Source organism: Streptomyces sp. NPDC004065 (assembly GCF_044903565.1).
Classification (GTDB): Bacteria; Actinomycetota; Actinomycetes; order Streptomycetales; family Streptomycetaceae; genus Streptomyces.
The window spans coordinates 64,134-88,583 of the sequence record NZ_JBJDQT010000030.1; the positions used below are offsets into that span (position 1 = coordinate 64,134).

The following is a 24,450-nucleotide window of genomic DNA, read 5'->3' on the forward strand; positions in this document are numbered from 1 at the left end:
CGAGCAAGGCGAGCTTAACGGACGTCCACTGGACCGGTGCGGGGTGACACGACCAGTGCTCTGCCGACCGCACGACCAGCCGACGCCCCGCAGCCCCACGCGGTCAGACCGGGGCACCAACCGCCCTGGCTCCCACGCCCGTTCCAGGCCCGGGCGCTGTCCTGCCCGCCGGGGTCAGTCGCAGGGGCAGGGAACGCAGGCCGTTGACCACGATGGAGTCCAGGTACTCGGGTTCGCCGTCGAGGGTGATGTCGCCGACCTGGGCGAGGAACTCGCGCAGTACGGCCCGGATCTCCAGCCGCGCCAGCTGGGTGCCCACGCAGTAGTGCGGGCCGGCGCCCAGGGCGAGGTGCCGGTTGGGGCTGCGGCGGATGTCGAAGACGTCGGGGTCGGTTAAGTGCGCCGCGTCGCGGTTGGCCGACGTCAGCCAGCACACCACCAGTTCGCCCCGCCGGATCCGCTGCCCGCCCAGCTCCACGTCCCGGGTGGCCCGGCGCATGATGTGCGTGGCGCTCGAGGTCCACCGCAGGATCTCGTCGATCGCGGTGTTCACCACCTTGTCGAAGTCCGCGCGCAGCAAAACCAGTTGGTCCGGCCGCTCGAGCAGCGCCAGCATTCCCCCGGACATCGCCAGCCGTACGTTCTCCGTCCCGCCGACCAGCAGGTTGTCGCAGTTGAGGACGACCTCGTCGAGCGGCAGCGGCTCACCCTCGTACGTCAGCGTGGCCAGCACGCTCACCAGGTCCTCGCCCGGTGCGGCGCGGCGCCGCTCCACCAGGTCGGCGAAGTAGTCGAGGATCTGCAGGTGCGCGATGCTGCGCTCCTCGGCCGTACCGGCGCAGAACGCCTCCGTCGACCACTCCACGATCGACGGCCGGTCCTCGTCGGGGATGCCCAGGAACGAGCAGACCACCTCGACGGGCAGCTTCGCGGCGACGTCGCCGACGAAGTCGATCCGCCCGGCCTCGACGGCCGAACGGACGGCCGAGTACGCCGCGGAGTCCAGGAAGTCCGACAGCCGCCGCAGGTTCCTGGGCGCGAACCACCCCGCGACGGCGCCGCGCAGCGCCTGGTGACGTGGGGCGTCGGACAGCGCCAGGGTGCGGTTGCTGCCGGGGTCCTCGCCGTGGGCCAGCGGGCGCAGCAGGATGCCGGAGGAGGAGCTGAACGTCCCCGCGTCCCGCAGGACCTGCTTCACCTCGTCGTACCGGGTCAGCGACCAGAAGGCGGGGAAGACGCCGGGCCGGTGCCGCGCCACGGGTGCGTTCTCCCGCATCCAGCGCCACAGCGCGAACGGGTTGCCGTGCCGGTAGGTCTCGCCGTCGACGAGCCGTCCGATGCCGTCGATTCCGGTGCTGTCGTTGCTGTCGTTCTCCTTGCTGTTCGCGGTGTTCTCGATGGTCTCTGTGTCGTGGATGGTTTCGTGGACGGTGTCGGTCACGATGCCTTCTCCCAGGGGGTGCGGCCGGCGGCCGGGTCCGGATGCGTGCACCGCGCGAGCTCGGCGGCGATCAGCCCCGTGGGCGGATCCTCACGCAGGTAGAAGTGCCCGCCCGGCGTCACCACCGGCAGGAACGGGCCGTCCGTGTGCCGGTGCCACTGACGGAACCGGGAGCGGATCTCCGGGATGTCGTCCTCACCGGCCACGGCCACCAGCCGTGCGCCGATCCGCTTGCCGACGTGCTCCCGGTACTGGGCGACGAGCCGCAGGTCGTCCTTGACGTACTCGAGGATCAGCTCGAGCAGCTCCTCGTCCTGCCGGATCTGCGGGCTCACCGGCTCGTAGCGCTCGAGGTAGCGCAGTACGTCCGCGGAGTCCTCGTAGGGGACCGGCGGCCGCAGCGCCGGCGCCGCGGCGGAGGAGACGACCAGCGTGGGCACGTCGGCTCCGGCGGCGCGCAGGCAGTCGGCGACCTCGAAGGCGACGTACGCGCCCATGCTGTGCCCGAACAGCACGGAGTACCGCTCGCGGCGCGCGAGGATCTCCTCGGCCACGGTCTCGGCGAGTTCGCGCAGACCGGCCACCGGTTCGTCCAGGATGCGGTCCTCACGTCCCGGATACTGAACGGCGTGCACCCGGGCCGCGGGCAGCAGCGACTGCCAGGGCCGGAAGAACGACGCGCAGCCGCCGGCGTGCGGGAAGCACAGCACGGCCGGACGTACGTCGTCGGCGCGGTCCTGCGAACTCCCGTGTGCGGCGCGGAGGTTGAAGTCCCTGATGGCGGTGGCCGGTGCCACCGAGGGCCCCCTCACGACCGTGCCAGCAGGTCGACCTGCTGGGGGATCGTGCCGCAGCGGTAGACCTGCTTGACCCCGACGGGCCGCCCGGCGATCTTCCCGAGGGCACGGGAAAGCCTGAGCACGGTCAGGGAGTTGCCGCCGAGGTCGAAGAAGGTGCCGGTCTCGCTCTCCCGCACCGGGACGCCCAGGACCTGCTCCCACGCCTGCGCGACCTGATGGGCGAGGGCACCGGCCGGGGCGGCCCCAGCCGTCGCTCCCGCCCCCACAGCCGTATCCGTGGCCGTATCCATGGCCGTATCCGTATCCGTGGCCACCGCCGTGGTCCCGCCGTCCGCGCCGCGCACCGACGCCAGCAGCGCCCCCCGGTCGATCTTGTCGTGCGCGGAGCGGGGCAGGTGGTCGGTGAACAGGATGCGGTCGGGCACGACCGCGCCGCCGAGCGTCTCGGTCACGAACCGGCGCACCGCGTCCGCGTCGACCTGTGCGCCCTCCTCCCTGACGGCGAACGCGTAGCAGGTCGACGTCGCCGAGTCGTAGACGACGGCGGCCGACTGGACGCCGGGGTGGGCCGCCAGCGCCTCCTCGATCGTCTCCAGGTGCACCCGCACTCCGCGGATCTTGACTTCGTTGTCGAGCCGTCCCACGAACTCCAGCTCGCCCCGCTCCGACCAGCGTCCGAGGTCACCGGTCAGATAGACGCGCACCGTCCGCCCGTCCCCGGCCCGCTCCGCATCCGTTGCCGCCTTCGATGCCGCCTCCGGCTCCGGCACCCCCTCCGACTCCGGCCCCGCCGCCTGCCCCGGCCCCGGCACCGGCACCTCGACGAACCTGGCCCTCGTCTCCCGCTCGTTGCCGACGTACCCCCGGGTCACGCTGCGCCCGGAGACGGCGATCTGGCCGACCGTGCCCCGCGGGACCTCCCGCAACCGGTCGTCCAGGAGATGGATGGCCGTCCCCGGGACCGGCCGGCCGATACCGGGCTCGCCCGGCTTGTCGTAGACGCGGTAGGTGGACCAGACGGTGCACTCGGTCGGCCCGTACTCGTTGCCGAGGCTGACCGCGGGCAGCAGCGCGAAGTGCTGGTCGATGACGCTCCGGGACAGCGCCTCGCCGGCGCAGATCACCAGCCGCAGCGAGGCCAGGTCCCGGGCCAGGCGCTCGTCCTCCCGCACGGTGTGCAGGAGTTCGGCGTAGAAGCTCGGCACCGTCAGGGTGTGCGTCACCCCGTGCCGGGCGACGAGCCCGACGAGCGCCTCGGGGGCGCGCCGCTCCTCCTCCCCGGCCACCACCAGCGTGCCGCCGGCCGCGAGGGTGCCCCAGACGCCGGCCACCGACGAGTCGAAGTGGAACGGCGACAGCAGCAGGAAGACGGGGGCGCCGAACCCCTCGTACACGGCGAGCCGCGCGGCGTTGGAGACGGCCAGGTTCTCCTGCGAGACGGACACGCCCTTGGGCCTGCCGCTGGTGCCCGAGGTGTACAGCACGTACGCCTCGTCCCGCGGCACGGGCACGCTGCCCGGCACGCCCGGCACCACGCGGGCGCCGTCGGGGTACGTCAGGTGGTTCCCGGTCAGCGGGTCGAGCACCACCGAGACCCCCGCGGAGGACCTGATGTGACGGGCCGTCTCCTGCGGCGCGGCGGGGTCGAGGAACACGAAGGACCGGCCGGACAGCCACACACCCAGCGCCAGGGCGACCGTGGAGGCCGTCCGGTGCGAGAGGATCCCGATCCGGCGGGAGGCCCCGTGCGGGCCGTAGGGCCCGTCCGCGCCCACCGCGCGGGCCAACGACGCCGCCGCCGTGGCCAGTTCGCCGTAGGAGAGCGTGTCGTCGCCGCAGATCACGGCGGGACGGTCCGGGTGCCGTCCCGCCCGCTCCATGACGGCGTCGCACACGCGCGCGCCGGGGTGGGGCGGATGGAGCTCGTCGGACGCGGACGTCGTTCCGCGAGGCTGAAGTCTCGTCATGCTCGTCATGGGGGGAATCCACCGCAGGCCCTTCCGGAAAACCTCCCGGCCCGCTCCGGGAACGGATCGGGAATGCCCCGGTACCGCCCCGCCCTACGGTGCGGCTGTTCGATGACCGGCTGCGCCAACAGGGGAAAGGGACGCGGTGTACACCTCATTCGCCGAAAAACTCTCGGAACCGGATCTCATAGACCTGGGCAACAACATCTACGTGGTCCGCTTCGAGGTCATGAAGGTCACCTCGGTCCGGGCCGCGGTCAAGGACCTCCTCGACCGCGGAGTGATCCGCCGGGGGCAGACCCTGGTCGACAGTTCCAGCGGCATCTACGGCCACGCGCTCGCGCTGGTCTGCCGCGAACTGGGCCTGAAGTGCCACATCTTCGCCTCCGTGGCCGTCGACGCGGCCATCCGCACCCAGCTGAAGTACCTCGGCGCGACCTACACCCAGGTCCCGCCCTCCGGTGACGACGGCCTCCAGCACGACCAGGAGACCCGGGTCCGGCTCGTCCACGCCTATCTGAAGGACAACCCGGACGCGTACTGGATGCAGCAGTACCACGACGACGTGCACTACATCGGCTACGAGAGCGTCGCCAACACCGTGGTCAAGGAGCTCGGCTCCCGCGACCTCACCCTGGTCGGCGGGGTCGGCACGGGCGCCTCCACCAGCGCCATGGCCCGCTATCTGCGGCAGGCCGGCTGCGACGCCCGGGTGGCCGGCATCCAGCCCTTCGGCAGCCGCTCCTTCGGCTCGGAGTCCATCCCGCTGGACGGGTTCATCATCGCCGGCATCGGCAGCGGCATCCGGTTCGGCAACATCGACTACCGCGCCTACGACGACGTCCACTGGATCAACTTCGACGTCTCCGCCGCCGGCTGCCGTCGGCTGCTGTCCACCACGGGCGTGTTCGCGGGCCTTTCGGCGGGCGCGGGCTGGCAGGTGGCCAACCACATCCGCGCGAACGAACCCGACGGCGGCCCCGTCGTGTTCCTGGCCGCCGACCCCGGACACCGCTACGTCGACCGGGTCTTCCCGCCCGACGGCCCGATCGAGGACGACCCCGACTACCGCCCGGTGATCATCACCGACCTCGCCGACATGACCGGCCCCTGGTGCGCCATGAACTGGGCCCGCCGGCCGTACGAGGTGCACGACGACCTGCCGGTCCACCCGCTGGCGTCCTGACCCCCGTGTCCCGACCCCGTGTCCCGACCGCTGTGTCCTGACCACCGTGTCCCGACCGCTGTGTCCTGACCACCGTGTCCTGACCCTGTGTCCGAACGACCGGGACCCGGGACGACCGGGACCCGAAACGAGGCCAACCCCATGACCAATGTCGCCGTCATCAACTACGGCCCCAAGAGCGACTACGCCGCCATGCTGCCGGAACTGGCCGACACCCTCCATGTGTTCAGCCACCACGAGCTCACCGGCACCGAGCGCTTCGCGCACTACGAGTACGTGCCCGACTGCGAGTTCGTCCCCTACGCGGAACTGCGGATCAGGCGGCTCGCCGAGGACAAGCCGTTCACCCACCTCATCACCGACAACGAGTACGACCTCGAGCGGGCCGCACGCATCCGCGAGGACCTCAAGATCCCCGGGCAGTCCGCGGCCAGCGCGCTGTCCTTCCGGGACAAGGCCGTGATGAAGGAGGTCGCCGGCCGCACGGTGCCCACGGCCCGGTTCGCCCGGCTGGAGACCATCGTCGACCTGACCGACTTCATCGCCGCCAACGGCTACCCGGTCGTGGTCAAGCCGGTCAAGCAGGGCGGCTCCCGCGACATCTCGGTGCTGTGCGGCGAGGAGGACCTGCTGGAGTTCAGCCGCCGGCACTGGCGCGAGGACCTCATGGCCGAGGAGTTCGTCGAGGGCCCGATGTACCACGTGGACGCGGTGCTGGCCCCCGGCTACCGGTTCGTGGCCTCCTCCCGCTACGTCCGCAGCTGCCTCGGCGTCTTCTCCGGGCAGAACAACGGCTCCATCCAGCTGCGCCCCGAGGACCCCTTCGCGCGTCGCCTGGAGGACTTCCTCGACCGTGTCCTGGACGCCTTCGACACCCCCGAGGTCGGCGCCTACCACCTGGAGGTGTTCCACACCCCCGGCGACGAGCTGGTGCTGTGCGAGATCGCCTCCCGCGTCGGCGGCGACCGCATCCCGTTCCTCACCCGGCTCACCTACGGCGTGGACCTGCACGCCAGTTGGCTGCGCCAGTCCTGCGGACTGCCCGTCGAGGCGCCGCCGGCCGCCCCGCCCGCCCAGGTGCACGGCTCCCTGTCGATCCTTCCGCAGGGCCGCCCGGTGCGCGCCCCGGGCCGGCCCCCCTTCCCGTGGGTGCGGCACTACGAGGTCAACGACAGGCTGGCCCCGGACGCCGTGGCGCAGAACAGCACCTCGTACCTGTGCTTCGTCGTCGTCGGCGGCCGCGACGCGGCCGAGGTCGAGCAGCGGCTGCTCCAGGCGGAGACCTGGCTCATGGACCACCTGGACCCCCTGGACCGCCTGGACCACTTGGAAGAAGCACCCACGTCATGAGGACCTGGCGCCGGACGTCGCCGGACGGGCGCGCACTGCTGCTGGCGGTGCTGCTCACCGGTCTGACGACGTTCATGTTCCTGCCGCTGCTGGCCATCCACTTCACCGCCGAGGGCCTGCCCGCCGGGCGGGTGGGCTTCCTGGTGGGCCTGCTCGCCTTCTGCAGCCAGGGCTTCTCCCTGGTGTGCGGGCTGATCGTGGACCGGATGGGCAGCCGTGCGGTGCTCGCCTCCGGCTTCGGCCTGCGCGTCGCCGGCTACCTGCTGCTCGCGCTGGGCGACGGCGGCCGGACCGTGCCGCTCGTCGCCGGAATCGCGGCCATCGGCGTCGGCGGCTCCCTGCTGGGCCTGACCATCAAGACCCTGCTGGTGCGGGAGGACAGCGTGGAGCCGCGCGAGATGCTCGCGCTGCGCTCGACCTTCGTCAACGTCGGCGTGGTCGCCGGACCGGCCCTCGGCGCGGCGGTCTACCCCCTCGGCTTCACCTACATCCTCGCCGCCTGCGTGCTCTCCCACCTGCTGCTCGGGCTGCGCCTCACCGCCCGCCGCGCGGCGAAGACCCTCCCCGGACCGGAGACCGCGGCCCCGGCCACCGGGACCCCCACGGCCACCACGACCGCGACGGTCGCCACGGCCGCCGCCCCCGGCACGACCACCCCGGCCACCGGGACGGCCCCGGCCACCGGGACCACCACGGCCGCCGTGCCCGTGCCCGCCCCCACCGCAACCGCAACCGCAACCGCCCCAGAGGACCCCAACGCCCCGCCGTCCGCCCCCGCCCCGCACTGGGCGCGCTGGCAGTGGGTGCCGCTGTGCCTGCTCGGCATCGCCTTCTGGGCGATCTACAGCCAGCTCAACGTGCTGATGCCCATCACCGCCAAGGAACTCACCGGCAGCGCCGGTGCCGGCTCGGTGGTCTTCACCCTCAACGGCCTGCTGTGCGTACTGCTGCAGTACACGCTGCTGCACCACGTGTTCGGCAGGGCCACCACCCGCACCCTGCTCGCCGTCGGCTTCGTCGCCTTCGCCTGCGCCTACGCGGTGTTCATCCCGCTGGCCGGCTGGTCCGCCCTGCTCGCCTTCGTCCTGCCGGTCACCGTCGCCGAGATGCTGATCGCCCCCAGCCTGGACGAGCAGGCCGTCAAGGTCACCTCCGTCCGCCGCACCGGACTGGCCCTGGGCACGATGAGCGCCGCCGGGGCCGTCGGCAGCCTCCTCGGCTCCAGCCTGGGCGGCCACCTCCTGCAGACGCTGCACGGCGGCACGGGCCTGTGGCTGGTGCTCGTCGTGTTCTCCCTCGTCGCCGCAGCCACCTGTCTCCTCCTACCGAAGGTGCACACGCAGCATGCCTGACACCCAGCCCACAGCCGTCCTGCTCAACCCCCGCGACCTGGTCGTCACCGCCGCCCAGAAACTCGGCCTGGCCATGATCGTCGTCGGCGACCCGAAGGCGCCGCTGCCCGCCGACACCCCCCGGCAGTCGATCCTGCGCAGCCCGTGGATGAGCGACCTCGACCGGCTCGTCGAGCAGTTGCGCGCCCTCGACCTGCCCGCCCCCGTCAGCTGCTTCGGCTTCGGCGAACTGGGCTCCACGGCGGCCGCGATCGTCAACGACCGCCTGGGCTGGCCCGGCAACCCGCCCGGGGCACTGGCCGCCTTCAAGGACAAGGCCAGGCTGCGGGCCGAGGTCGGCAAGCGCGCCGGCACCCCCGTCGCCCACGTCACCTGCGCGGCCAAGGAGGAGCTGCGCCCCGCCATCGAGCGGATCGGCTACCCCTGCGTGGTCAAGCCGGTGGACGGCACCGGAAGCTCGGGCGTGCGCTACCTGGCCGGCCCGGAGGAGACTGAGCACTACCTCGCCGCCCTGGACTTCACCACCCCGCACCTCGTCGAGGAGTTCCTGTCCGGCGCCGAGTACAGCGTGGAGGCGGTCAGCACCCCGCAGGGGCACCGCATCCTGGCGATCACGGAGAAGACCACCACCGGCGCACCGCACTTCGTCGAGACCGGGCACACGCTCCCGGTCCGGCTGGACCCGGCGGACGAGGCCGCGATCCACGCACTGGTCACCGGAACGCTGGACGCGGTCGGCTACCGCTACGGCCCCTCGCACACCGAGGTCATGCTCACCAAGGACGGCCCCCGCCTCATCGAGTCGCACGGCCGCCCCGGCGGCGACCGGATCAGCGACCTGCTGTTCCTCGCCCTCGGCGAGGACGTGTTCGCGCAGACGATGACCGCCGTCCTCGGCCTCGAGGAGCCCCCGCCCGCCACCCAGCAGCGGCTGGCCGGCATCCGCTTCGTCACTTTCGACCGCACGGTCCCCATGCCGGGCATCAGCACCGAACTCGTCGCCTCGCTGCCGGGCGTCGCCGAGGCGGCCATCACCGTCGAGGCCGGCCGCAGGCCGCCGGAGGTCCGCCAGTCCGGCGACCGGCACGGCTTCGTCGTCGCCACCGGCGCCACCCGCGACGAGCTCGAGACCAACCTCGCCCGCGCGGTGCGCACCCTCACCGCCACGGCCTGAGCGCACGCCTCCCGCCGGCACCCCCACAGCCGGCACCCGGACCACACCGCACCACCCGGACCCCCACACCCCAGCCACCCAGCCACCACTCGCCAACCAGAACCGATAGGTGCCCCAACGTGCCGTACAAGATCCTCGTCCTCGTCTCCGAGGCGTCCAAGTTCGAGCTCGACAACCACTCGATCATCCCCAGCGCCCTCTACCGCGAGGGCCACGAGGTGCACATCGGCGACATCGACACCCTCGCCGTGCACGACTCCGTCGTCGTCTGCGACCGCATGAAGGTCACCGACGAGTTCACCTCCGGCGGCGACTTCCCGGCCCTGAGCCAACCCACCGCCAGCGCCGAGGAGTTCGACCTGGTGTGGGTGCTCGCCGGCACCCACCCCGAGGCCGGCAACGACTCCTTCCAGCTGCTGTGGCTGCTCAACCAGCGGGTGCCGTTCGTCAACGACGCCGCCGCGCTGTTCTTCCTCAACACCAAGACCAACCTGGTCGCCCTCGTGCCCGGCGAGCACCTGCCGACGTCGTACGTCACCAACGACTTCGACTTCCTGAACAACCTGGTCCAGTCGGACCCCGGCCGCTCCTGGGTCGTCAAGCCCACCAACGACGGCTGCGGGGCCGACGTCTTCGTGGTGAACGCCCACGACCGCAACCGCTCGGCCCTGCTGGGCTCGGCCACCGGCAACGCGGCCTCCCGCTACGGCCGCTACGGCCGCGACATCATCGGCATGGCCAAGCGGCACACCGCCGTCCAGGAGTACATCCCCAACGTCCGCGACAACGAGAAGCGGGTGATCATCGCCGGCGCCGAGCCGGTCTCCGGCTTCCTCCGCTTCCACCCCGAGCACGACAACCGCTCCAACGCCACCCTCGGCGCCCGCTTCGAGAAGCTCGAACTGACCGCCGAGGAGGACCGGTTCGTGCGCGCCCTGGGCAAGCGGCTGATGGACCACGGCATCTTCTACTCCGGCATCGACCTGGCGTACCCGTACGTCATCGAGGTCAACATGGTCAATCCCGGCGGCCTGAGCTACCACCAGCTCGCCACCGGCGAGGACCGCTCCTCCGAGGCCGTCAACACGGTGCTGGCGGCCCTGCGCACCGCCGGGAAGCTGTCGTGAACACCTGGCCGTGGCTGGACGCCCGGGCCGTGGCCGCCTGGGAGGACTTCGGGGCCGGCGAGGAGGCCGGCCCCGACCGGGAACGGTTCGACAAGGCCCTCCAGCGGCCCGACTGGAAGACCGCCTACCCGCCCCCCGTGTTCACCGCCGAGGCGGCCGCCGAGACCGCCACCGCCGGGCTGCGGCTGGCCGAGCTGATCTCCGGCTTCCCGCGCCGCGTCTTCGGCGACGACCTCGAGGCGTGGACCGGCTACCTGGGCGTGCCCGCCGAGGACGCCGCCCTGATGACCCACGCGCTGCGCCGGCCCCGGCTGCGGCGGGTGGCCACCGCCTTCATGCGCCCGGACCTGGTCCTCACCCCCGACGGCCTGAAGCTGGTCGAGCTGAACGTCGCCACCTCCCTGGGCGGCCTGAGCACCCTGGCCCCGTACACCTCCGCCGCCCGCGCCTCGGCCTACGCCGCGCACCTCGCCGAACGCGGACTGCACATCGACGCCCCGGACACCGCGGCGATCTGGCTCGAGGTCTTCGCCGGCCTCACCCGGGCCCGGGGAGAGGGACCGCTGCGCGTCTTCGAGGCCACCGCCGACCCGGCGGACCTCGACGGCGGCCGCCGCTTCTTCGTCGACATGCTGCGCTCCGCGGGCCACGAGGTCTCCTGCGGCCTCGTCACCGACCTCCGCCTCAGCGACACCGGCGTCACCCACGACGGCGAACGGGTCGACGCCGTCTTCACCGCCTACACCTGGCACGAGACCAAGCGGTTCGTCCCGCCCGGACTCACCCGCCGGCTCATGGACCTGGACACCGCCGGACTGGTCGACTTCATCGGCTCCCCGGCCGCCGCCCTCCACGACAACAAGGGCAACCTGGCACTCCTGCACGACCCCGAGCACGCCGCCCTGCTCACCGCGGACGAACGCGCCCTGGTCGCCCGCTACGTGCCGGACACCTTCCGGCTGCGCCCCGACACCCTCGACCGCGCGCTCACCCACCGCGAACTGCTGGTCTGCAAGCCCGCCTCCGCCTACGGCGGCAAGAACCTCGCGTTCGGCTCCGCCCACGGCGACCAGGAGTGGGGCGCCCTCCTGCGGGACCTCCTGGCCGACCCCGAGGAACGCTACGTCCTCCAGCTGTGCCGGCCCCCCGCCACCGTCCGCGTCCCCACGGCACACCCGGGCACCGAGCGCGAAGTGGTCCTGGCGCCCCTGATCTTCGGCGGCTCCTACGCCGGAGTGTTCGTACGCCAGGCCCCGCCCCGCCCGCATTCCACGATCAACGCCTCCAGCGGCGCGGAGGTGGCCGCCCTCCTGACCGTCCGAAACCAGCGGAACAGCTGACCCCGAAGGAATCCCCACCATGCTGCGCATCGCCGTCCCCAACAAGGGCTCGCTGTCCGCACCGACCATGGAGATGCTCCGCGAGGCCGGCTACCGGCAGCGCGACGACAGCAAGCAGCTCGCCCTGACCGACCCCGCCAACGAGGTGGAGTTCTTCTACCTGCGCCCCCGCGACATCGCCGTCTACGTCTCCGCCGGCCGCCTCGACCTCGGCATCACCGGCCGCGACCTGCTCGTCGACTCGGCCGCCGCGGCCGAGGAGACCCTGCCGCTCGGCTTCGCCCGCTCCACCTTCCGCTTCGCCGCGAAGCCCGGCACGGCCGAGCGGGTCGAGGACTTCGACGGCATGACGATCGCCACCTCCTACGAGGGCATCGTCGCCAAACACCTGGCCCAGGCCGGGGTCTGCGCCTCCGTCGTCCACCTCGACGGCGCCGTCGAGAACGCCATCCAGCTCGGCGTCGCCCAGATCGTGGCCGACGTGGTGGAAACCGGCGCCAGCCTGCGCAACGTGGGGCTGGAGGTCGTCGGCGAGCCCATCATGAGCTCGGAGGCCATCGTCGTACGCCGCGCAGGCACGAGCATCTCCGAGGAGCACGCCCCGGCGGCGCAGCGCTTCCTGCGCCGGCTCAAGGGCGTCCTGGTGGCCCGCTCCTACGTGATGATGGACTACCACTGCCCGGCCGGGCGCCTCAACGAGGCGATCGCCCTCACCCCGGGCCTGGAATCCCCGACGATCACCCCACTGCGCACCGGCGACCACGTCGCCGTCCGCGCCATGGTCCCCACCAAGGACGCCCAGCGCATCATGGACGCCCTCTACGCGCTCGGCGCCCGGGCCATCCTCACCACCTCGATCCACGCCTGCCGCCTCTGACGCGCCGTGGGAGGGCGCCGCGCAGAAATCTCCTGCCGGTGCCGCCCGGTGCCCCGGCGCGGGTCACGGCACCCCCGGCAGCCGGGAACGGTGCCCAGTGGGGGGAGCGCGGGCCGACCGGGGTTCTGGGAGGTGGCTGGGCAGCGTGGTACCAGGGGCCTTCGCCGGCCCCTGGACCCCGCTGCCCCCACCACTTCCCGGCGCGAACCCGTTTCGTCGTGGCACCGGCCGTGCGCGCCGGGAAGCGGTGGGGTTCGGGTGCGGCGGGAGCCCCACCGCGGCGCACGACCCCGGGGCACCGCACCGCCGTACGTCCACCGCGCCCCGGAACGGGGTGCGGCGGTGGCGGCCGGGGTCGTCGGGGGGTGCGCAGGCGTGGAGGTGCGGCATGCGTGGGTGCGTGCGTGCTGCGGCGGGTGCTTCCGGCGTGGTCCGGGTGCGTGGTCCGGGTGCCGATCGGGGCGGAGCCCACTCCCGCCCCGTGGGGCGGCTGTTCCACGGCCTGTCACCTATATAAGAGAGCGCAACGCCCAGATCCCCGCTGACCTGCACAAACGACTCCGACCACCACGATCGTAGGAACTGGCAGGCAGTTCCTAGGATCTGGCACCACGACCGAGGGATCTGGGTACCACGATCCTGCGATCGTGGTACCCAGATCCTGCGACAGCACCAGATTGACGTGACGTACATGTCTCGGGCCCGGAAAAGCGGGTGCGGGAGCGGGGGAGAGGGGTGAGCGAGAAGGCAGGCGACACGGCCCGCAGGCGGGGTTGATTGACTTGGTGCTCATGTACGTTGAGTTCATCGTGTCGGCCTCGCAGCCGTCCTCGTGAACCGCGCACCCCCCTGTCCGGAGGGCCCCGTTGGGAGCAGTACGCAGGCTGGTCGACGCCGATACCGGCGAGCCGATCCCCCAAGCGCCGTACGCCTTCGCCGGCCGCCACACCCAGGTCGACAAGGCGAGGGTCGAGGCGATCACCGAATCCAAGGCGTTCACGCCCAGTCAGAAGTTCCTGGTTCTATGGTGGATCGGTGTGTCCCCCGAAGGCATGGAGCCGCTGCGCGCCACCGGCGCCGACATCGCCCAGAGAGTCGGGATGTCCGCCGACGCCGTCGGAAAGATCAACCGGAAGCTCGCCAAGCACCGCATCCTGGTCGTGCGAGGGCGCATCGGCAACTACAAGCTCTACCGGATCAGCCCATACATCGCTTTCCATGGAACGGGAATCGAGCAACGGGAAGCGGTGAGGACGTGCAATCCGCCGGAGATCCCCGGATTCGACGAGAACGCCCCTGCGCGGTGGGAGGCCCAGTGATCAGCAGCGACGACAAGCAGAAGAACCTCCAGCTGCTCGAGAAGACGGCCGGCATGTCCGCCAACCAGCGTCTCGTGGTCATGCTGTACGCCCTGCATCCGACGGACCGGTCCGGAGCCGTGCTCGAGACGGCCGCCAATCTGGCCAAGCTCGTGGGCATGGCCCCGCCGGTGTTCTCCCGCACCCGCAAGCAGGTCATCGAGGCCGGCTGGCTGGAGGAGACCGAGCGGATCGGCCACATCAAGTACTACCGGCTCGATCCCAAGCGCCTGGGGCAGAACGTCGTCGTCCCGCTGCGCCACGCGACCTGACGTCGACCTGACGTCCCGGCGAGCGCACCTCATTGACGTCACGTACATGAGGTGCGCCCCCCAGGACGCCTTCCTTGACCTGTGGGCAAGGGACACGGCACGGGCGCGCTGCCGCCGGCCGGTCCGCCGCCGTACCCGCCGGCGCACCCGCCGGCCGGGGCAGCCGTCGTACCCGTCGGCCGGTCCCGCCGCCGTACCCGCCGGGCGGATCAGCCGCGCAGCAGCATCCGCGGCGCGCGCCGGACGAGCCAGGCCCCGGCCGCGCCGACGAGTGCGCCCGCGACGACATCGCTGGGGTAGTGGGCGCCGCTCTGCACCCGCTCCACCGCGATCGCGGCGGCGGGCAGCGCGCACAGGGCGCCGGCCGCCGGCCAGACGGGAGCGACCCCGGCGGTGAAGGCGACCGCGGCGGCGGTGTGACCCGAGGGGAAGGAGGAGGAGTCGGGCCGGTCGTGGACCTCGTCGTGCGGGATCCACTCCTCGGGCGGCCGGTCGCGGTCGGCGAGCTGCTTGCACAGCCCGTTGGCGACCAGTTGCCCGACCGCCATGGCGGCCAGGCCCGCGGCGGCCGCCGTCCGGCCGCGCCACCCGCCCGCGGCGGCCATCACCACGGCGGCGCCCCACCACAGCTTCGTACTCTCGGCGGTCTCCTCGACCGCCGACAACAGCTTCCCGGCCCTCCGGGGAATGCGCGACGCCGCCTGCCGGGTCAGCACCCGGTCGGCGTCCCGCAGCACCTTGGTCCACGCCATGACCTGCTGGTAACCCGACGAACGGGCTCCACACCCGGGATCGGCCGGTGCGAGCCGGCCGGTGCCGTCGGGCGATCAGGTCGTACGGCGGACCACGACCACGGCGGGCCGGAGCGCCGGGTCGTGGCGCAGCCGCAGGAAGGTGCCCAGCAGGGCGAGCGCCTGCACCAGCGCGCACACCCCGATCAACTCGTCCAGGTACGGCGGCGGGACGAGCGCGAGCAGGACGCCCGCGGCGGGGAAGGGCAGCAGCAGGAGCAGGATGCTCAGGGAGAGGGTCGTGCCGAAGGCCGCCGCCGGGATGACCTGCGAGCGCAGGGTGCGCAGGACGACGGTGAGCCCCCCGTCGGCTGCCATGAAGAGGGCCAGCAGGGCCACGTAGCCCGCGTAGGAGGGGACGCTCGGCACGGCGAGGCAGGCGGCGGCCGCGACGGTCGCGCTGATGGCGCCGAGCCCCCACAGGCCGAGCCGGTCGAGGCCGGCCCGGCAGCAGGCGACCGCCACCAGGGTGGCGGCCGCGGCGATCGACCAGAGCGCGCCCGCGGCGGCCGCGGACCGGCCGAAGCGGTGCTCCACCAGGACGGGACTGGCCGACTGCAGCAGCCCGAGCATCAGGTTGGAGCAGGCGAGTCCGGCCACCAGCCGGCGCAGGGACGGCAGGGAGCGCAGGGTCCGCCATCCTTGCCGCAGGCCGCCGCCCGGCGCCGGGCCGAGCCGGCGGGCGGCGCGCAGCGGGGTGGGCGGGGTCTGCAGGGCGAGCGCGGCGGACAGGAAGGACAGCACGCTCAGGCACGCCAGCATGCGCGTCGGGCCGGTGAGCAGCAGGGCGCCGCCCAGGGCCGGGCCGACCAGGGTGGCCGTCTGGTCGATCCCGATCAGCACCGACTGGACCTGGTGGGTCCGCCCGTCCGCGCGGCGGCTGACGATGACGCCGACCGCCTCGTTGGCGATGAAGCTGAACTGTGTCAGCGCCCCGGAGGTGGCCGCCAGCGCCATGACCGTCACGGTCTCGGCCGTGCCCGGCGGCAGGACGACGAGCACGCAGCCGGCGCCCGCCACCAGCAGGGCGCGGGCGAGCGAGGCGAGGAAGCACACGATCGCCGCGCCGCTGCGGTCCACCAGCGCGCCGGCGACGGCGAAGGCCGCCACCCGGGGCGCCCATTCCAGGGCGAAGGCCAGCCCGGTCAGGGACGCGGAGCCGGTGGTGGCCAGCACGAGCAGCGGCATGGCGTAGGTGGTCATGGAGTAGGCCAGCGCGTCGCAGGCGCGCGGCGTGTAGACCCGGCGCAGCAGGCTGCCGGAGGGCAGGGCCGCGTGCCGGCCTGCCGGTTGGACCTCGTACGGGGAGACGGTCACGAAGCGGGGGACTTTCGTTCGCAGTGGGGGTGTGGAGGCAATCATGGCCATGACATGGGCAGGCTGCGAGGTCTCCGCTCCGAGAAGTGGAAGAACCCGCGGGCTCAGGCCCGTCGCCGGCCGCCGGCCGGCCCTGCCCGGCGCCGCGCCCACACCCTCCCCCGGGAGGCGGGCGGCGACCCGAGCATGGTCACTTACCTCAGCGCGGCCCGGGCCCGGGACGTGACAGGTGACGGCCGATCTCTCCGAGATCGGCACACCGTGGAGAAGCGGACACGCGTGCCGTGCGCACGTCTTCACACGCCTCCGTCTCGCACGCACCCCTCTCGCCGCGGCGCGCACCGCTCACACCCCGGGCCGTCCCGGCGGCCGAGCAGCCGGACGCACGGTGATCTACGTCACTGTGGCCCGCTGACCCGTGACGTTCACCGGGCCGGGTGCGCTTGAGCAACCATGCCGCCGGATGTGACCGGCGTGCCTCATGTGACTTTTTTTCTACGGCCCGATGACGGGCCTGGGGGTGGATACGGCGTGAGTCGTCGTACTTCGCACGCGTACAGACCGTTGAGCACGAGACGGAGGACGTGGTTGACGCTCGCCGCGGTCCTGCTGGGCGGCGGGGGCGTGGTGACCTACGCCGTCGCCAGCCCCTCGGACCCGGGCACGACGGGCCGGGCCAAGCGGCCGGTGAGGGTTCACGACCTCGGCCTGAAGGGCACCGGGAGCGACAGGCGGGAGTTGCCGCGCACGGACACCCCGCAGTTCTCGATGGTCGGCGTCTCCTGGACGGGCGCCGCCAAGCGGCTCGACGGCACCGTCCAGGTGCGCACCCGCGGCCGGGGGACCGGCGAGTGGAGCGCGTGGCACACCCTGTCGGTGGACGCCGACCCGCTGGAGAAGCCCGGCCCACGGGTCCGCGGCGCCTCCGAACCGCTGTGGGTGGGCTCCTCCGACGGCGTTCAGGTGCAGGTCGTCCGCAGGAACGGCACCTCCGGCCCGCTGCCCAAGGGGCTGGAGGTCAACATGGTCGACCCGGGCGTGGTGACGGACGCCGAGGCCCGGTCCGGCGGCACGGACGGCGAGCCCGCCGCCTTCGTCGCCGAGGGCATGCCGGACGCCACCGGCGGTGCGTCCACCGACCCGGCCGCCACCCCGACGGACGGGCAGACGGCCCCGGACCCGGCCCCCACCGACACCACGGCCGGCCCGGCGCCGACCGACAGCACGACGGACCCGGCCCCGACCGACAGCCCAACGGACCCCGCTCCCACCGACACCACCACGGACCCGGCCCCCACCGACCCGGAGTCCGCCACGTCCTCCGCCCCGGCGAGCGAGTCGGCCGCCCCGTCGCCCACCGTGCCGTCCGCACCGCCGTCCACCGTGCCCCGGCCGCCGATCACCGCGCGCGCCGGCTGGGGCGCGGACGAGTCGATCAGCCCGGAGGCACCGGAGTACAACACGGGCGTCAAGGCCGTCTTCGTCCACCACAGCGACGGGGCCAACGACTACTCCTGCGCCCAGTCCGCGTCGGTCGTACGCAGCATCTACGCCTACCACGTGCAGGTCTCGGGCTGGAAGGACATCGGCTACAACTTCCTGGTCGACAAGTGCGGCACGATCTTCGAGGGCCGCAAGGGCGGCGTGGACCTGCCGGTGCTCGGCGCCCACACCTACGGCTGGAACCGGGAGGCCGCGGGCATCGCGGTGCTCGGTGACTACACCACCACCAGCGCCTCCAGCGCCGCGCTGACCTCGGTCGCCCGTCTGGCGGCCTGGAAACTCGGCCAGTACGGCGTCGACCCCGCCGGAACCGCCCAGCTCACGGCGGGCGCCACCCAGCACAACTACTCCAGCACCACCTTCACGGCGGGCAGCACCTACCCCTTCAAGGCGATCTCGGGCCACCGCGACGGCTTCAACACCGAGTGCCCCGGCGGCTCCCTCTACGCCCAACTGCCCACCGTCCGCGCCTTGGCGGCGGGCCCGGTGCAGGGGCTGAAGGTCACCTCGCTCGGCGGCGCGGGCCTGTCCGGCTCGACCTACTACACCAAGGGCGCCGTCACCGCCCACTGGACGGCCACCACGCCGGCCTCGCTCATCAAGAGCTTCCAACTGCTGGTCGACGGCAAGAACGTCGCCACCGCGCCGGGAACCGCCACCTCCGTCGGCGCCACGCTGCCCCTGGGCGCCCACACCGTCGCCGTACGGGCCGTGCACCAGTCCGGCAGGACCGCCACCAGCGCCGCGCTCAACGTCGTGGCGGAGACGACCGCGCCGGCCTTCACCACCGCGCCGAGGCTCACCCTGCGCACCGGCACGGTCAGCACCTCCGCGGTCCCGGTCACCCTCGGCTGGAAGGCCACCGACGACAAGGCCCTGAGCCAGGTGAAACTGCTGTCTCCCACCACGGCCACCTTCGGCCCGACCACCACCGGCTCCAGCCGCACCGCCAAGCCCGGCACCGCCACGACCTGGTCGATGCGCGCCTACGACTACGCCGGCAACTACCGGACCTCCTCCCCGGCCTTCACCCCCGTGATCGTGCAGGAGAGCTCCGCCGCCAAGTCCGGCAGCTGGACCACCCGTTCCTCCACGAGCTACCTCGGCGGCAAGTCGTACTCCAGCGGCTCCAAGGGCGCCGCCCTCACCTGGACCTTCACCGGCCGCTCCGCGTCCTGGGTGGTCTCCCGCGCCTCCGGCTCGGGGCAGGCGTACGTCTACGTCGACGGCGTCAGGACCGCCACCGTCGACCTGAAGTCCTCCACCACCCTGTACCGGCAGGCCATCTGGACCAAGTCCTGGTCCAGCAGCGCCAAGCACACCGTCAAGGTGGTCGTGGTCGGCACCAGCGGACGTCCCACCATCACCACCGACGGCCTCGTCTACCTGAAGTAGCCGCGCGGGCGGGCGCGGGCGCGGCCCGCGCCCGCCCGCGCCCACGGGAGCAGCAGGGTGAAGTGATATTGTTCTATTTGAATAAGAACAATGCACGAGGGGGGATCCGGATGACGACCCTGCGCAGACGCGCCCTGACCGCCGCTCCGTTCGCCGTCGCCACCGCCGCCTACGCCGGTGTCTTCCTGGCGAACAGCGACCGGCTGCCCGGCCGCATGGCCACCCACTTCTCGGGAGGCGGCGGGGCCGACGGCTTCACGAGCCGGACCACCGCGCTGTGGGTCGGCTGCGCACTGCTCGTCGGCCTGGGGGTGCTGTTCACCGCCCTGACCCATGTCTCCAAGGACGGCGCGGGATCGAGACTGACCACGGCGATCGGCGCCGGCACGGCGGTCACGCTCGTCTATCCGCTGATCCTCACCGTGCACGTCAACGCCGGGGCTCACGACCCGGCCCAGGTGCGACTGCCCCTGTGGCACGTGGCCGTGCTGCTCGTACTGGGCGCCGGCACCGGTGCGCTGGCCTGGTGGCTGATGAGCGCCGGACCGCGCCCCGAGCCCGCGCCACCGGCCCCCTCCCTGCCGCTGGCCGAGGGCGAGGCCGCGGCGTGGAGCCGCACCGTGATCTCCCGGGCCGTGCTCGTCCCGGCCGTCGCCGTCACGTTCTGCGGGCTGTTCGTCGTGCTGTTCGGACCCTGGCAGAAAGGACTGACCCCGCTCGTCCTCGGCCTGGTCTGCGTACCGTTCGCCGCGGTCCGGGTCACCGTCGACCGGCGCGGACTCACGGTCGCCTCCACCGTCCTGCCCAGACCCCGGCTGGCCCTGCCGCTGCACAGCATCGTCGGCGCCGGCAGCGTCCAGGTCAGCGCCCTGGGGGACTTCGGCGGCTGGGGCTACCGGATACGGCCCGGCCGGCGCGGAGTGGTGCTGCGTTCCGGGGAGGCGCTCTCGGCCCGCACGGAGAAGGGACGCGAGTACGTCGTCACCGTCGACGACTCGGCCACCGCGGCCGCGCTGCTCAACGGGCTGGTGCGCCGGCAGGCGGGGGAGGACGCGTAGCGATGCTGTTCCGGGTGTTCCCCGACTCACCCGTGCCGCTGGGCGAGCAGATCGCCGCCTGCGTCCGCGGGGCGATCGCCAACGGCACGGCGTCCCCGGGCGAACGGCTGCCGCCCGCCCGCGAGGTCGCCGACTCGCTGGGCGTCAACGTGCACACGGTCCTGCGCGGCTACCAGCGACTGCGGGACGAGCACCTGATCGAACTGCGCCGCGGCCGGGGCGCGGTGATCACCAAGGCCCCCGGCGTCGCGGCCCAGGCCCGCCTCACCGAGGCCGTGCACGCCCTCGTCACCCAGGCCCGCGAACTCGGCCTCACCGACCAGGAGTTCCTGGCCATGGTGCGCGACACCCTCACCAGCGCACCGGGCACCACACCACCACCCGGGCCGGAAGGCTGAGACCGGCCCGGCCCCACCTCGCGCGGTGGTGCCGGGGGGCCGGGGCGGGGCGCCGACGACGCACGCGGGCCGCCGGACCCCACCGGGAGGCGGCGGGCCGCGGGACCTCACCGGAAAGCGGCGGGCCGCCGCGGAGGGCGGGTACGGGACCGGCCTCAGCCGAGCGGGTTGACGGTGTCACGCAGGGCGGCGAGGACCGGGGCGTACATACGGGCCTTGATGGTGCCGAGGGTGTCGCCGGCCCTGCCCGCCTGCGCCTGGGCGATCTCGACGGCGGCGGAGCGCACCGACTCCTCGGCCACCGCCTGGTCGACGATGCCGGCCGCCGCGGCGTCCGTGCCGCCGTAGCGCCGGGCGGTGAGCATGGCCTCGTGGGCCGTCCGCGGCGCCAGACGGGACTGGATGAGCGCGGACATGCCGGGCGTGAACGGGATGTTGATGTCCGCTTCGGGCAGGCACCAGAATCCGCGGTCGGCGCGCATGACGCGGAAGTCGTGGGCGAGGGAGAACATCGCGCCGGCGGCGAAGGTGTGCCCCTGCAGCGCGGCCACGGTGACGACCGGCAGCGACAGCATCCGCGCGAACAGCGCGTGGACGGAGACGACGTAACCGTGGTGCTGGTCGGCGTGGGCGAACAGCCAGTCCAGGTCAAGCCCGTTGGAGTAGAACTTGCCCGTGGCGGCGGTGACCAGCGCACGGGGGCCTTCGGCCTTCTCCATCTCGTCCAGTGCGGCGCCGACGGCGGCGATCCAGTCGGGGTGGAAACGGTTCTCCCCGTCTCCGAGGTCCAGGACGAAGACGTTGTCCTGACGGTCGAGCGAGGGCATGGCGACTCCTTGGGATCGGCGAGCGCACGTGGGTGCTCACGTGGGTGCTCACGCGGGCCGGATTCGGCTCGCGACGCGGGCCCCATCCGCTCACGGCACGGCGCAGCCCGGACGACAGAAAGCTACCTGCCGGTAACTTATGACGTGGGGCATAGGACATGCAAGAGGACACGCGTTCCCGATGAACGTCGTGCCCCGCCCCGGGGAACCTGGGGGACGCTCAGGGCCGTCGTCTCGGGCCCGTCCACGCCGCCCGGGCGCTACGTCGCCCGGGCGCTACGCCGCCCGGGCGTTGTCCCGCTCCAGCGCCGTGCGCAGCCAGTCGTCCGCCGCCCCCGGGGTCGGCTCCGGCCGGCCGCCCGGCGGCGTGAGGACCACGGCCGTCAGCTCCCAGTACCGGTCCAGGCGCGGCCCGGCCGCGAGCCGCGCGGCCAGCAGACGGCGGAACGCCCGGGTGTCCCGGCTGCCGTACGCGAGCGCGTACGCCGCCACGTACGCGTCCAGCGCCTCGCCCGGGTACGGGTCCCGTGCCCGGCGCACCTGGGGGCCCGCCAGCTCGTACGCCTCGGCCAGACCCGCGTACAGCGCGGCCGCACCGCGGGCCCCGGCCACCCGGTGCACCTCCGGCTGGGGCTGCCGGCCGCGCGGGCAGGGGGCCGTCGTCATCGCGTGCAGCCGGGCGAAGGCGAGCACCCGCGCCGGGTCGGGCTCGGCGGGCGGCTGCGGAACGGCCACCTCCAGGAACGCCGCCGTCGCCCGGGCCGGCATCCGCGCCGGCAGCCAGGCACGCCAGAACCGGGCCAGCGGTTCCGTGCTCGGCGGGACGCCCACCGCGCCGAGCAGCCGCAGCCGGTCGGCCCGCTCCCCGGGCGGGCACTCCCGCACCGCCCGCAGTGCCGCCTCCCGCCAGCGCAACGCCCGCAGCTCAGTGCCCAGTTCGCGCAGCCGGCCCGCGACGGCGTCCTCCAGCACACGGGCCGCCGCGCGCTCGTCGCCCTCGTCCTCGTTCTCGAGGACCCGGCGCACCTCGGGCAGCGGCAGGTCGAGGGTGCGCAGGGAGCGGATCAGCCGCAGCCGCTCCAGCGCCCCGGGACCGTACCGCCGGTGTCCGCCGCCGCTGCGGGAGGCCTCAGGCAGCAGCCCCCGGTCGGAGTAGAAGCGGACGGTCTTCACCGTCACACCCGCCCGCTCGGCGAGCTCTCCGATGCTCCAGAAGACCTCGTGCGACGTGGACAGTTGAATCTCCCTTCGGGGGAGTTCCTACGGTACCGGCGCACGTGGGCCGGAGGTACGCGCCGGTCCGCGGACCAGGCGTACGCGATCGGCGCGGCGCCCCATGACCCAGGGACCCGAGGAGAGGGCCATGAGCGTGTTCATCATGGTGGGGGGCGTGTTCACCGGCGCCCAGGTATGGCGGCGGACGGCCGCGCGGCTGACCGCGGCGGGCAGCGAGGCGCACGCGGTCGCCCTCACCGGACCCGACCCGACCCGCCCGGCCCGCCCGGCCCGCGCGACCGGCGTCGCCGACGCGACCCCCGTCGATCTCGAGACGCACATCCAGGACGTGCTCGCGGCGATCGACGCGGTGGACGGGGCATCCGGCCGGGAGATCGTGCTCGTCGGTCACGACTACGGCATCCACCCGGTGCTCGGCGCCGCCGACCGGCGGGCGCGGCGCATCGCCCGTGTCGTGTACGTGGACAGCGGGATGCCGCGCGACGGCGTTCCGGCCCTGGCCGCCGTCCCCGACCAGGCCCTGCGTACCCGGCTCGCCGAGCGGGCGCAACGCGGGGAAACCGGCGGCGAACTGGAGCCGCCGGCGACCCGCGAGGAATGGCAGCGCTGGGGCAGCACCGACGGTGTCCCCGAGGCGGAGCTGGACCGGCTCACCGCCCTGGCCGCGCCGCAGCCGCTGGGCACCCTGCTCCAGCCGCTGCGGCTGACCGGAGCGGTGGCCGCGGTGCCCACCACCGGGGTGCTCTGCACCCGCAACGGCGCCGGCATCGACCTGGTGCAACGGCTCGTCGACCTGGGCGACCCCGCGCTGGCGGTCCTGACCGACCCCCAGGTCACCTTCTTCGAACTGCCCACCGGCCACTGGCCGATGCTGTCCCGCCCCGCCGAACTGGCCGACGTCCTGCTGAAGGCCGCGGCCGGCGAGGGCCACCGCCTGCGGCCGGCCGGCGACGGCACGCACCCCGCCCACCTGCGCCCGTTCCCGCTCGAAGTGCCCGAACGGCCCAGGGACCGCAAGGGACCCGTCGACCTGTACCGCCCCGACGCCGAAGGCCCGCGACCGGCCGTGGTCCTCGTGCACGGCGGCCCGGTGCCCGCCGGCGCCCGGCCGACCCCGCGCGAGTGGCCGACCCTGGTGGGGTACGCCCGGCTGGCGGCCGCCGAGGGCCTGGTCGGCGCCACCTTCGACCACCGGCTGCACGACGTCGCCGACTACGAGCGCGCCGCCGCGGACGTCGCCGCCGCCGTGGAACTGGTGCGGGCCGACCCCCAGGTGGACGCCGACCGGATCGCCCTGTGGTTCCTCTCCGGCGGCGGCCCGCTCACCGCGGACTGGCTGTCCAAGCCCCCGGCCTGGCTGCGCTGCCTGGCCGCCTCGTACCCCATCCTGGCGCCGCTGCCCAACTGGGGGCTCACCGGCAGCCGGTTCCACCCCGCCCGCGCGGTCGCGGACGCGGGCGCCCTGCCCGTCGTCCTCCTCCGCGCGGGGCTGGAGTCACCGGAGATCGCCGCCACCGTGGAGGAGTTCGTGACCGCGGCCCAGGGCTGCGGGGCGTGTCTGGAGCTGATCGACGTCCCCAACGGCCACCACGGCTTCGAAACCCTCGACCCGTCCGACGAGACCCGCCTCGCCCTGCGCCGGGCGATGCACTCGGTGGCGACCCACCTGACCGCCTGACGG

At 73.2% G+C, this 24,450-nt stretch carries 20 protein-coding genes; 13 read left to right on the forward strand and 7 right to left on the reverse strand.

The genetic code is table 11. From position 1 onward, the window contains the following. Positions 1–103: 103 nt before the first annotated feature. The 3 genes from ACI2LW_RS27210 to ACI2LW_RS27220 are packed head-to-tail and all read right to left on the reverse strand — an operon-like array spanning position 104 to position 4,217. Positions 104–1,441: a cytochrome P450 gene (locus tag ACI2LW_RS27210; RefSeq protein WP_404733861.1), complete on the reverse strand. Its 1,338-nt coding sequence runs from the start codon at positions 1,439–1,441 to the stop codon at positions 104–106. Then, the gene (locus ACI2LW_RS27215) at positions 1,438–2,238 is read right to left on the reverse strand and encodes a thioesterase II family protein (protein WP_404733862.1); all 801 of its coding nucleotides are present in this window, start codon (positions 2,236–2,238) and stop codon (positions 1,438–1,440) included. The genes ACI2LW_RS27210 and ACI2LW_RS27215 overlap by 4 nt, the downstream gene beginning before the upstream one ends. Positions 2,239–2,249: 11 nt before the next feature. Beyond that, on the reverse strand, positions 2,250–4,217 hold the full coding sequence (locus tag ACI2LW_RS27220; protein ID WP_404733863.1) for a non-ribosomal peptide synthetase: 1,968 nt from the start codon (positions 4,215–4,217) through the stop codon (positions 2,250–2,252). A 136-nt stretch (positions 4,218–4,353) separates the two neighbouring features. On the opposite strand from ACI2LW_RS27220, the gene ACI2LW_RS27225 reads away from it, so the two are divergent. From ACI2LW_RS27225 to ACI2LW_RS27265, 9 genes are all read left to right on the forward strand, one after another. Continuing rightward, positions 4,354–5,394 carry a pyridoxal-phosphate dependent enzyme gene (locus ACI2LW_RS27225; protein ID WP_404733864.1) on the forward strand — a complete coding sequence of 347 codons (1,041 nt, stop codon included), beginning with the start codon at positions 4,354–4,356 and terminating at the stop codon, positions 5,392–5,394. Between the two features lie 141 nt (positions 5,395–5,535). After that, positions 5,536–6,744, forward strand: coding sequence for an acetyl-CoA carboxylase biotin carboxylase subunit family protein (locus ACI2LW_RS27230; RefSeq protein WP_404733865.1), 1,209 nt, complete (start codon positions 5,536–5,538; stop codon positions 6,742–6,744). Further along, positions 6,741–8,096 carry an MFS transporter gene (locus tag ACI2LW_RS27235; protein ID WP_404733866.1) on the forward strand — a complete coding sequence of 452 codons (1,356 nt, stop codon included), beginning with the start codon at positions 6,741–6,743 and terminating at the stop codon, positions 8,094–8,096. The genes ACI2LW_RS27230 and ACI2LW_RS27235 overlap by 4 nt, the downstream gene beginning before the upstream one ends. Beyond that, positions 8,089–9,270 carry an ATP-grasp domain-containing protein gene (locus ACI2LW_RS27240; RefSeq protein WP_404733867.1) on the forward strand — a complete coding sequence of 394 codons (1,182 nt, stop codon included), beginning with the start codon at positions 8,089–8,091 and terminating at the stop codon, positions 9,268–9,270. Before ACI2LW_RS27235 ends, ACI2LW_RS27240 begins: the two co-directional genes overlap by 8 nt. Positions 9,271–9,389: 119 nt before the next feature. After that, entirely contained in the window at positions 9,390–10,397 is a 1,008-nt protein-coding gene (locus ACI2LW_RS27245) for a RimK family alpha-L-glutamate ligase (protein ID WP_404733868.1), read from the forward strand. Next, positions 10,394–11,737: a hypothetical protein gene (locus tag ACI2LW_RS27250; RefSeq protein WP_404733869.1), complete on the forward strand. Its 1,344-nt coding sequence runs from the start codon at positions 10,394–10,396 to the stop codon at positions 11,735–11,737. The genes ACI2LW_RS27245 and ACI2LW_RS27250 overlap by 4 nt, the downstream gene beginning before the upstream one ends. A 19-nt stretch (positions 11,738–11,756) precedes the next feature. Then, positions 11,757–12,614 carry an ATP phosphoribosyltransferase gene (gene hisG / locus ACI2LW_RS27255; protein WP_404733870.1) on the forward strand — a complete coding sequence of 286 codons (858 nt, stop codon included), beginning with the start codon at positions 11,757–11,759 and terminating at the stop codon, positions 12,612–12,614. Between the two features lie 866 nt (positions 12,615–13,480). Then, positions 13,481–13,933, forward strand: coding sequence for a MarR family transcriptional regulator (locus tag ACI2LW_RS27260; protein ID WP_404733871.1), 453 nt, complete (start codon positions 13,481–13,483; stop codon positions 13,931–13,933). After that, positions 13,933–14,244 carry a replication initiation protein, RepL2 gene (locus tag ACI2LW_RS27265; RefSeq protein WP_404733904.1) on the forward strand — a complete coding sequence of 104 codons (312 nt, stop codon included), beginning with the start codon at positions 13,933–13,935 and terminating at the stop codon, positions 14,242–14,244. The genes ACI2LW_RS27260 and ACI2LW_RS27265 overlap by 1 nt, the downstream gene beginning before the upstream one ends. 209 nt (positions 14,245–14,453) lie before the next feature. Here ACI2LW_RS27265 and ACI2LW_RS27270 read toward each other — a convergent pair whose 3' ends face one another. Next, on the reverse strand, positions 14,454–14,996 hold the full coding sequence (locus ACI2LW_RS27270; protein WP_404733872.1) for a phosphatase PAP2 family protein: 543 nt from the start codon (positions 14,994–14,996) through the stop codon (positions 14,454–14,456). A gap of 75 nt (positions 14,997–15,071) precedes the next feature. Then, positions 15,072–16,352 (reverse strand): MFS transporter, encoded by a 1,281-nt coding sequence (locus ACI2LW_RS27275; RefSeq protein WP_404733873.1) that lies wholly within the window; start codon positions 16,350–16,352, stop codon positions 15,072–15,074. 465 nt (positions 16,353–16,817) lie between these two features. Between ACI2LW_RS27275 and ACI2LW_RS27280 the strand changes: the two genes are divergently transcribed. From ACI2LW_RS27280 to ACI2LW_RS27290, 3 genes are all read left to right on the forward strand, one after another. Then, on the forward strand, positions 16,818–19,250 hold the full coding sequence (locus tag ACI2LW_RS27280; RefSeq protein WP_404733905.1) for an N-acetylmuramoyl-L-alanine amidase: 2,433 nt from the start codon (positions 16,818–16,820) through the stop codon (positions 19,248–19,250). A 110-nt stretch (positions 19,251–19,360) separates the two neighbouring features. Next, positions 19,361–20,308, forward strand: a complete 948-nt coding sequence (locus tag ACI2LW_RS27285) for a DUF1648 domain-containing protein (protein WP_404733874.1) — start codon at positions 19,361–19,363, stop codon at positions 20,306–20,308. 2 nt (positions 20,309–20,310) lie between these two features. Next, entirely contained in the window at positions 20,311–20,706 is a 396-nt protein-coding gene (locus ACI2LW_RS27290; protein ID WP_404733875.1) for a GntR family transcriptional regulator, read from the forward strand. 155 nt (positions 20,707–20,861) lie between these two features. Here ACI2LW_RS27290 and ACI2LW_RS27295 read toward each other — a convergent pair whose 3' ends face one another. Both ACI2LW_RS27295 and ACI2LW_RS27300 read right to left on the reverse strand, forming a co-directional pair. Next, complete coding sequence (locus ACI2LW_RS27295; RefSeq protein ID WP_404733876.1) at positions 20,862–21,533, reverse strand: enoyl-CoA hydratase-related protein; 672 nt, start codon at positions 21,531–21,533, stop codon at positions 20,862–20,864. A gap of 276 nt (positions 21,534–21,809) precedes the next feature. After that, positions 21,810–22,769, reverse strand: a complete 960-nt coding sequence (locus ACI2LW_RS27300) for a MerR family transcriptional regulator (protein WP_404733906.1) — start codon at positions 22,767–22,769, stop codon at positions 21,810–21,812. Between the two features lie 127 nt (positions 22,770–22,896). On the opposite strand from ACI2LW_RS27300, the gene ACI2LW_RS27305 reads away from it, so the two are divergent. Next, positions 22,897–24,447, forward strand: coding sequence for an alpha/beta hydrolase family protein (locus ACI2LW_RS27305; protein ID WP_404733877.1), 1,551 nt, complete (start codon positions 22,897–22,899; stop codon positions 24,445–24,447). Positions 24,448–24,450 lie beyond the last annotated feature (3 nt).

Excerpts from the sequence above, each read along its gene's own strand:
- ACI2LW_RS27220 (WP_404733863.1), bottom strand. The coding sequence starts at position 4,217 with ATGACGAGCATGACGAGACTTCAGCCTCGCGGAACGACGTCCGCGTCC.
- ACI2LW_RS27230 (WP_404733865.1), top strand. The coding sequence starts at position 5,536 with ATGACCAATGTCGCCGTCATCAACTACGGCCCCAAGAGCGACTACGCC.
- ACI2LW_RS27235 (WP_404733866.1), top strand. The coding sequence starts at position 6,741 with ATGAGGACCTGGCGCCGGACGTCGCCGGACGGGCGCGCACTGCTGCTG.
- ACI2LW_RS27240 (WP_404733867.1), top strand. The coding sequence starts at position 8,089 with ATGCCTGACACCCAGCCCACAGCCGTCCTGCTCAACCCCCGCGACCTG.
- hisG (WP_404733870.1), top strand. The coding sequence starts at position 11,757 with ATGCTGCGCATCGCCGTCCCCAACAAGGGCTCGCTGTCCGCACCGACC.
- ACI2LW_RS27270 (WP_404733872.1), bottom strand. The coding sequence starts at position 14,996 with ATGGCGTGGACCAAGGTGCTGCGGGACGCCGACCGGGTGCTGACCCGG.
- ACI2LW_RS27285 (WP_404733874.1), top strand. The coding sequence starts at position 19,361 with ATGACGACCCTGCGCAGACGCGCCCTGACCGCCGCTCCGTTCGCCGTC.
- ACI2LW_RS27290 (WP_404733875.1), top strand. The coding sequence starts at position 20,311 with ATGCTGTTCCGGGTGTTCCCCGACTCACCCGTGCCGCTGGGCGAGCAG.
- ACI2LW_RS27295 (WP_404733876.1), bottom strand. The coding sequence starts at position 21,533 with ATGCCCTCGCTCGACCGTCAGGACAACGTCTTCGTCCTGGACCTCGGA.
- ACI2LW_RS27305 (WP_404733877.1), top strand. The coding sequence starts at position 22,897 with ATGAGCGTGTTCATCATGGTGGGGGGCGTGTTCACCGGCGCCCAGGTA.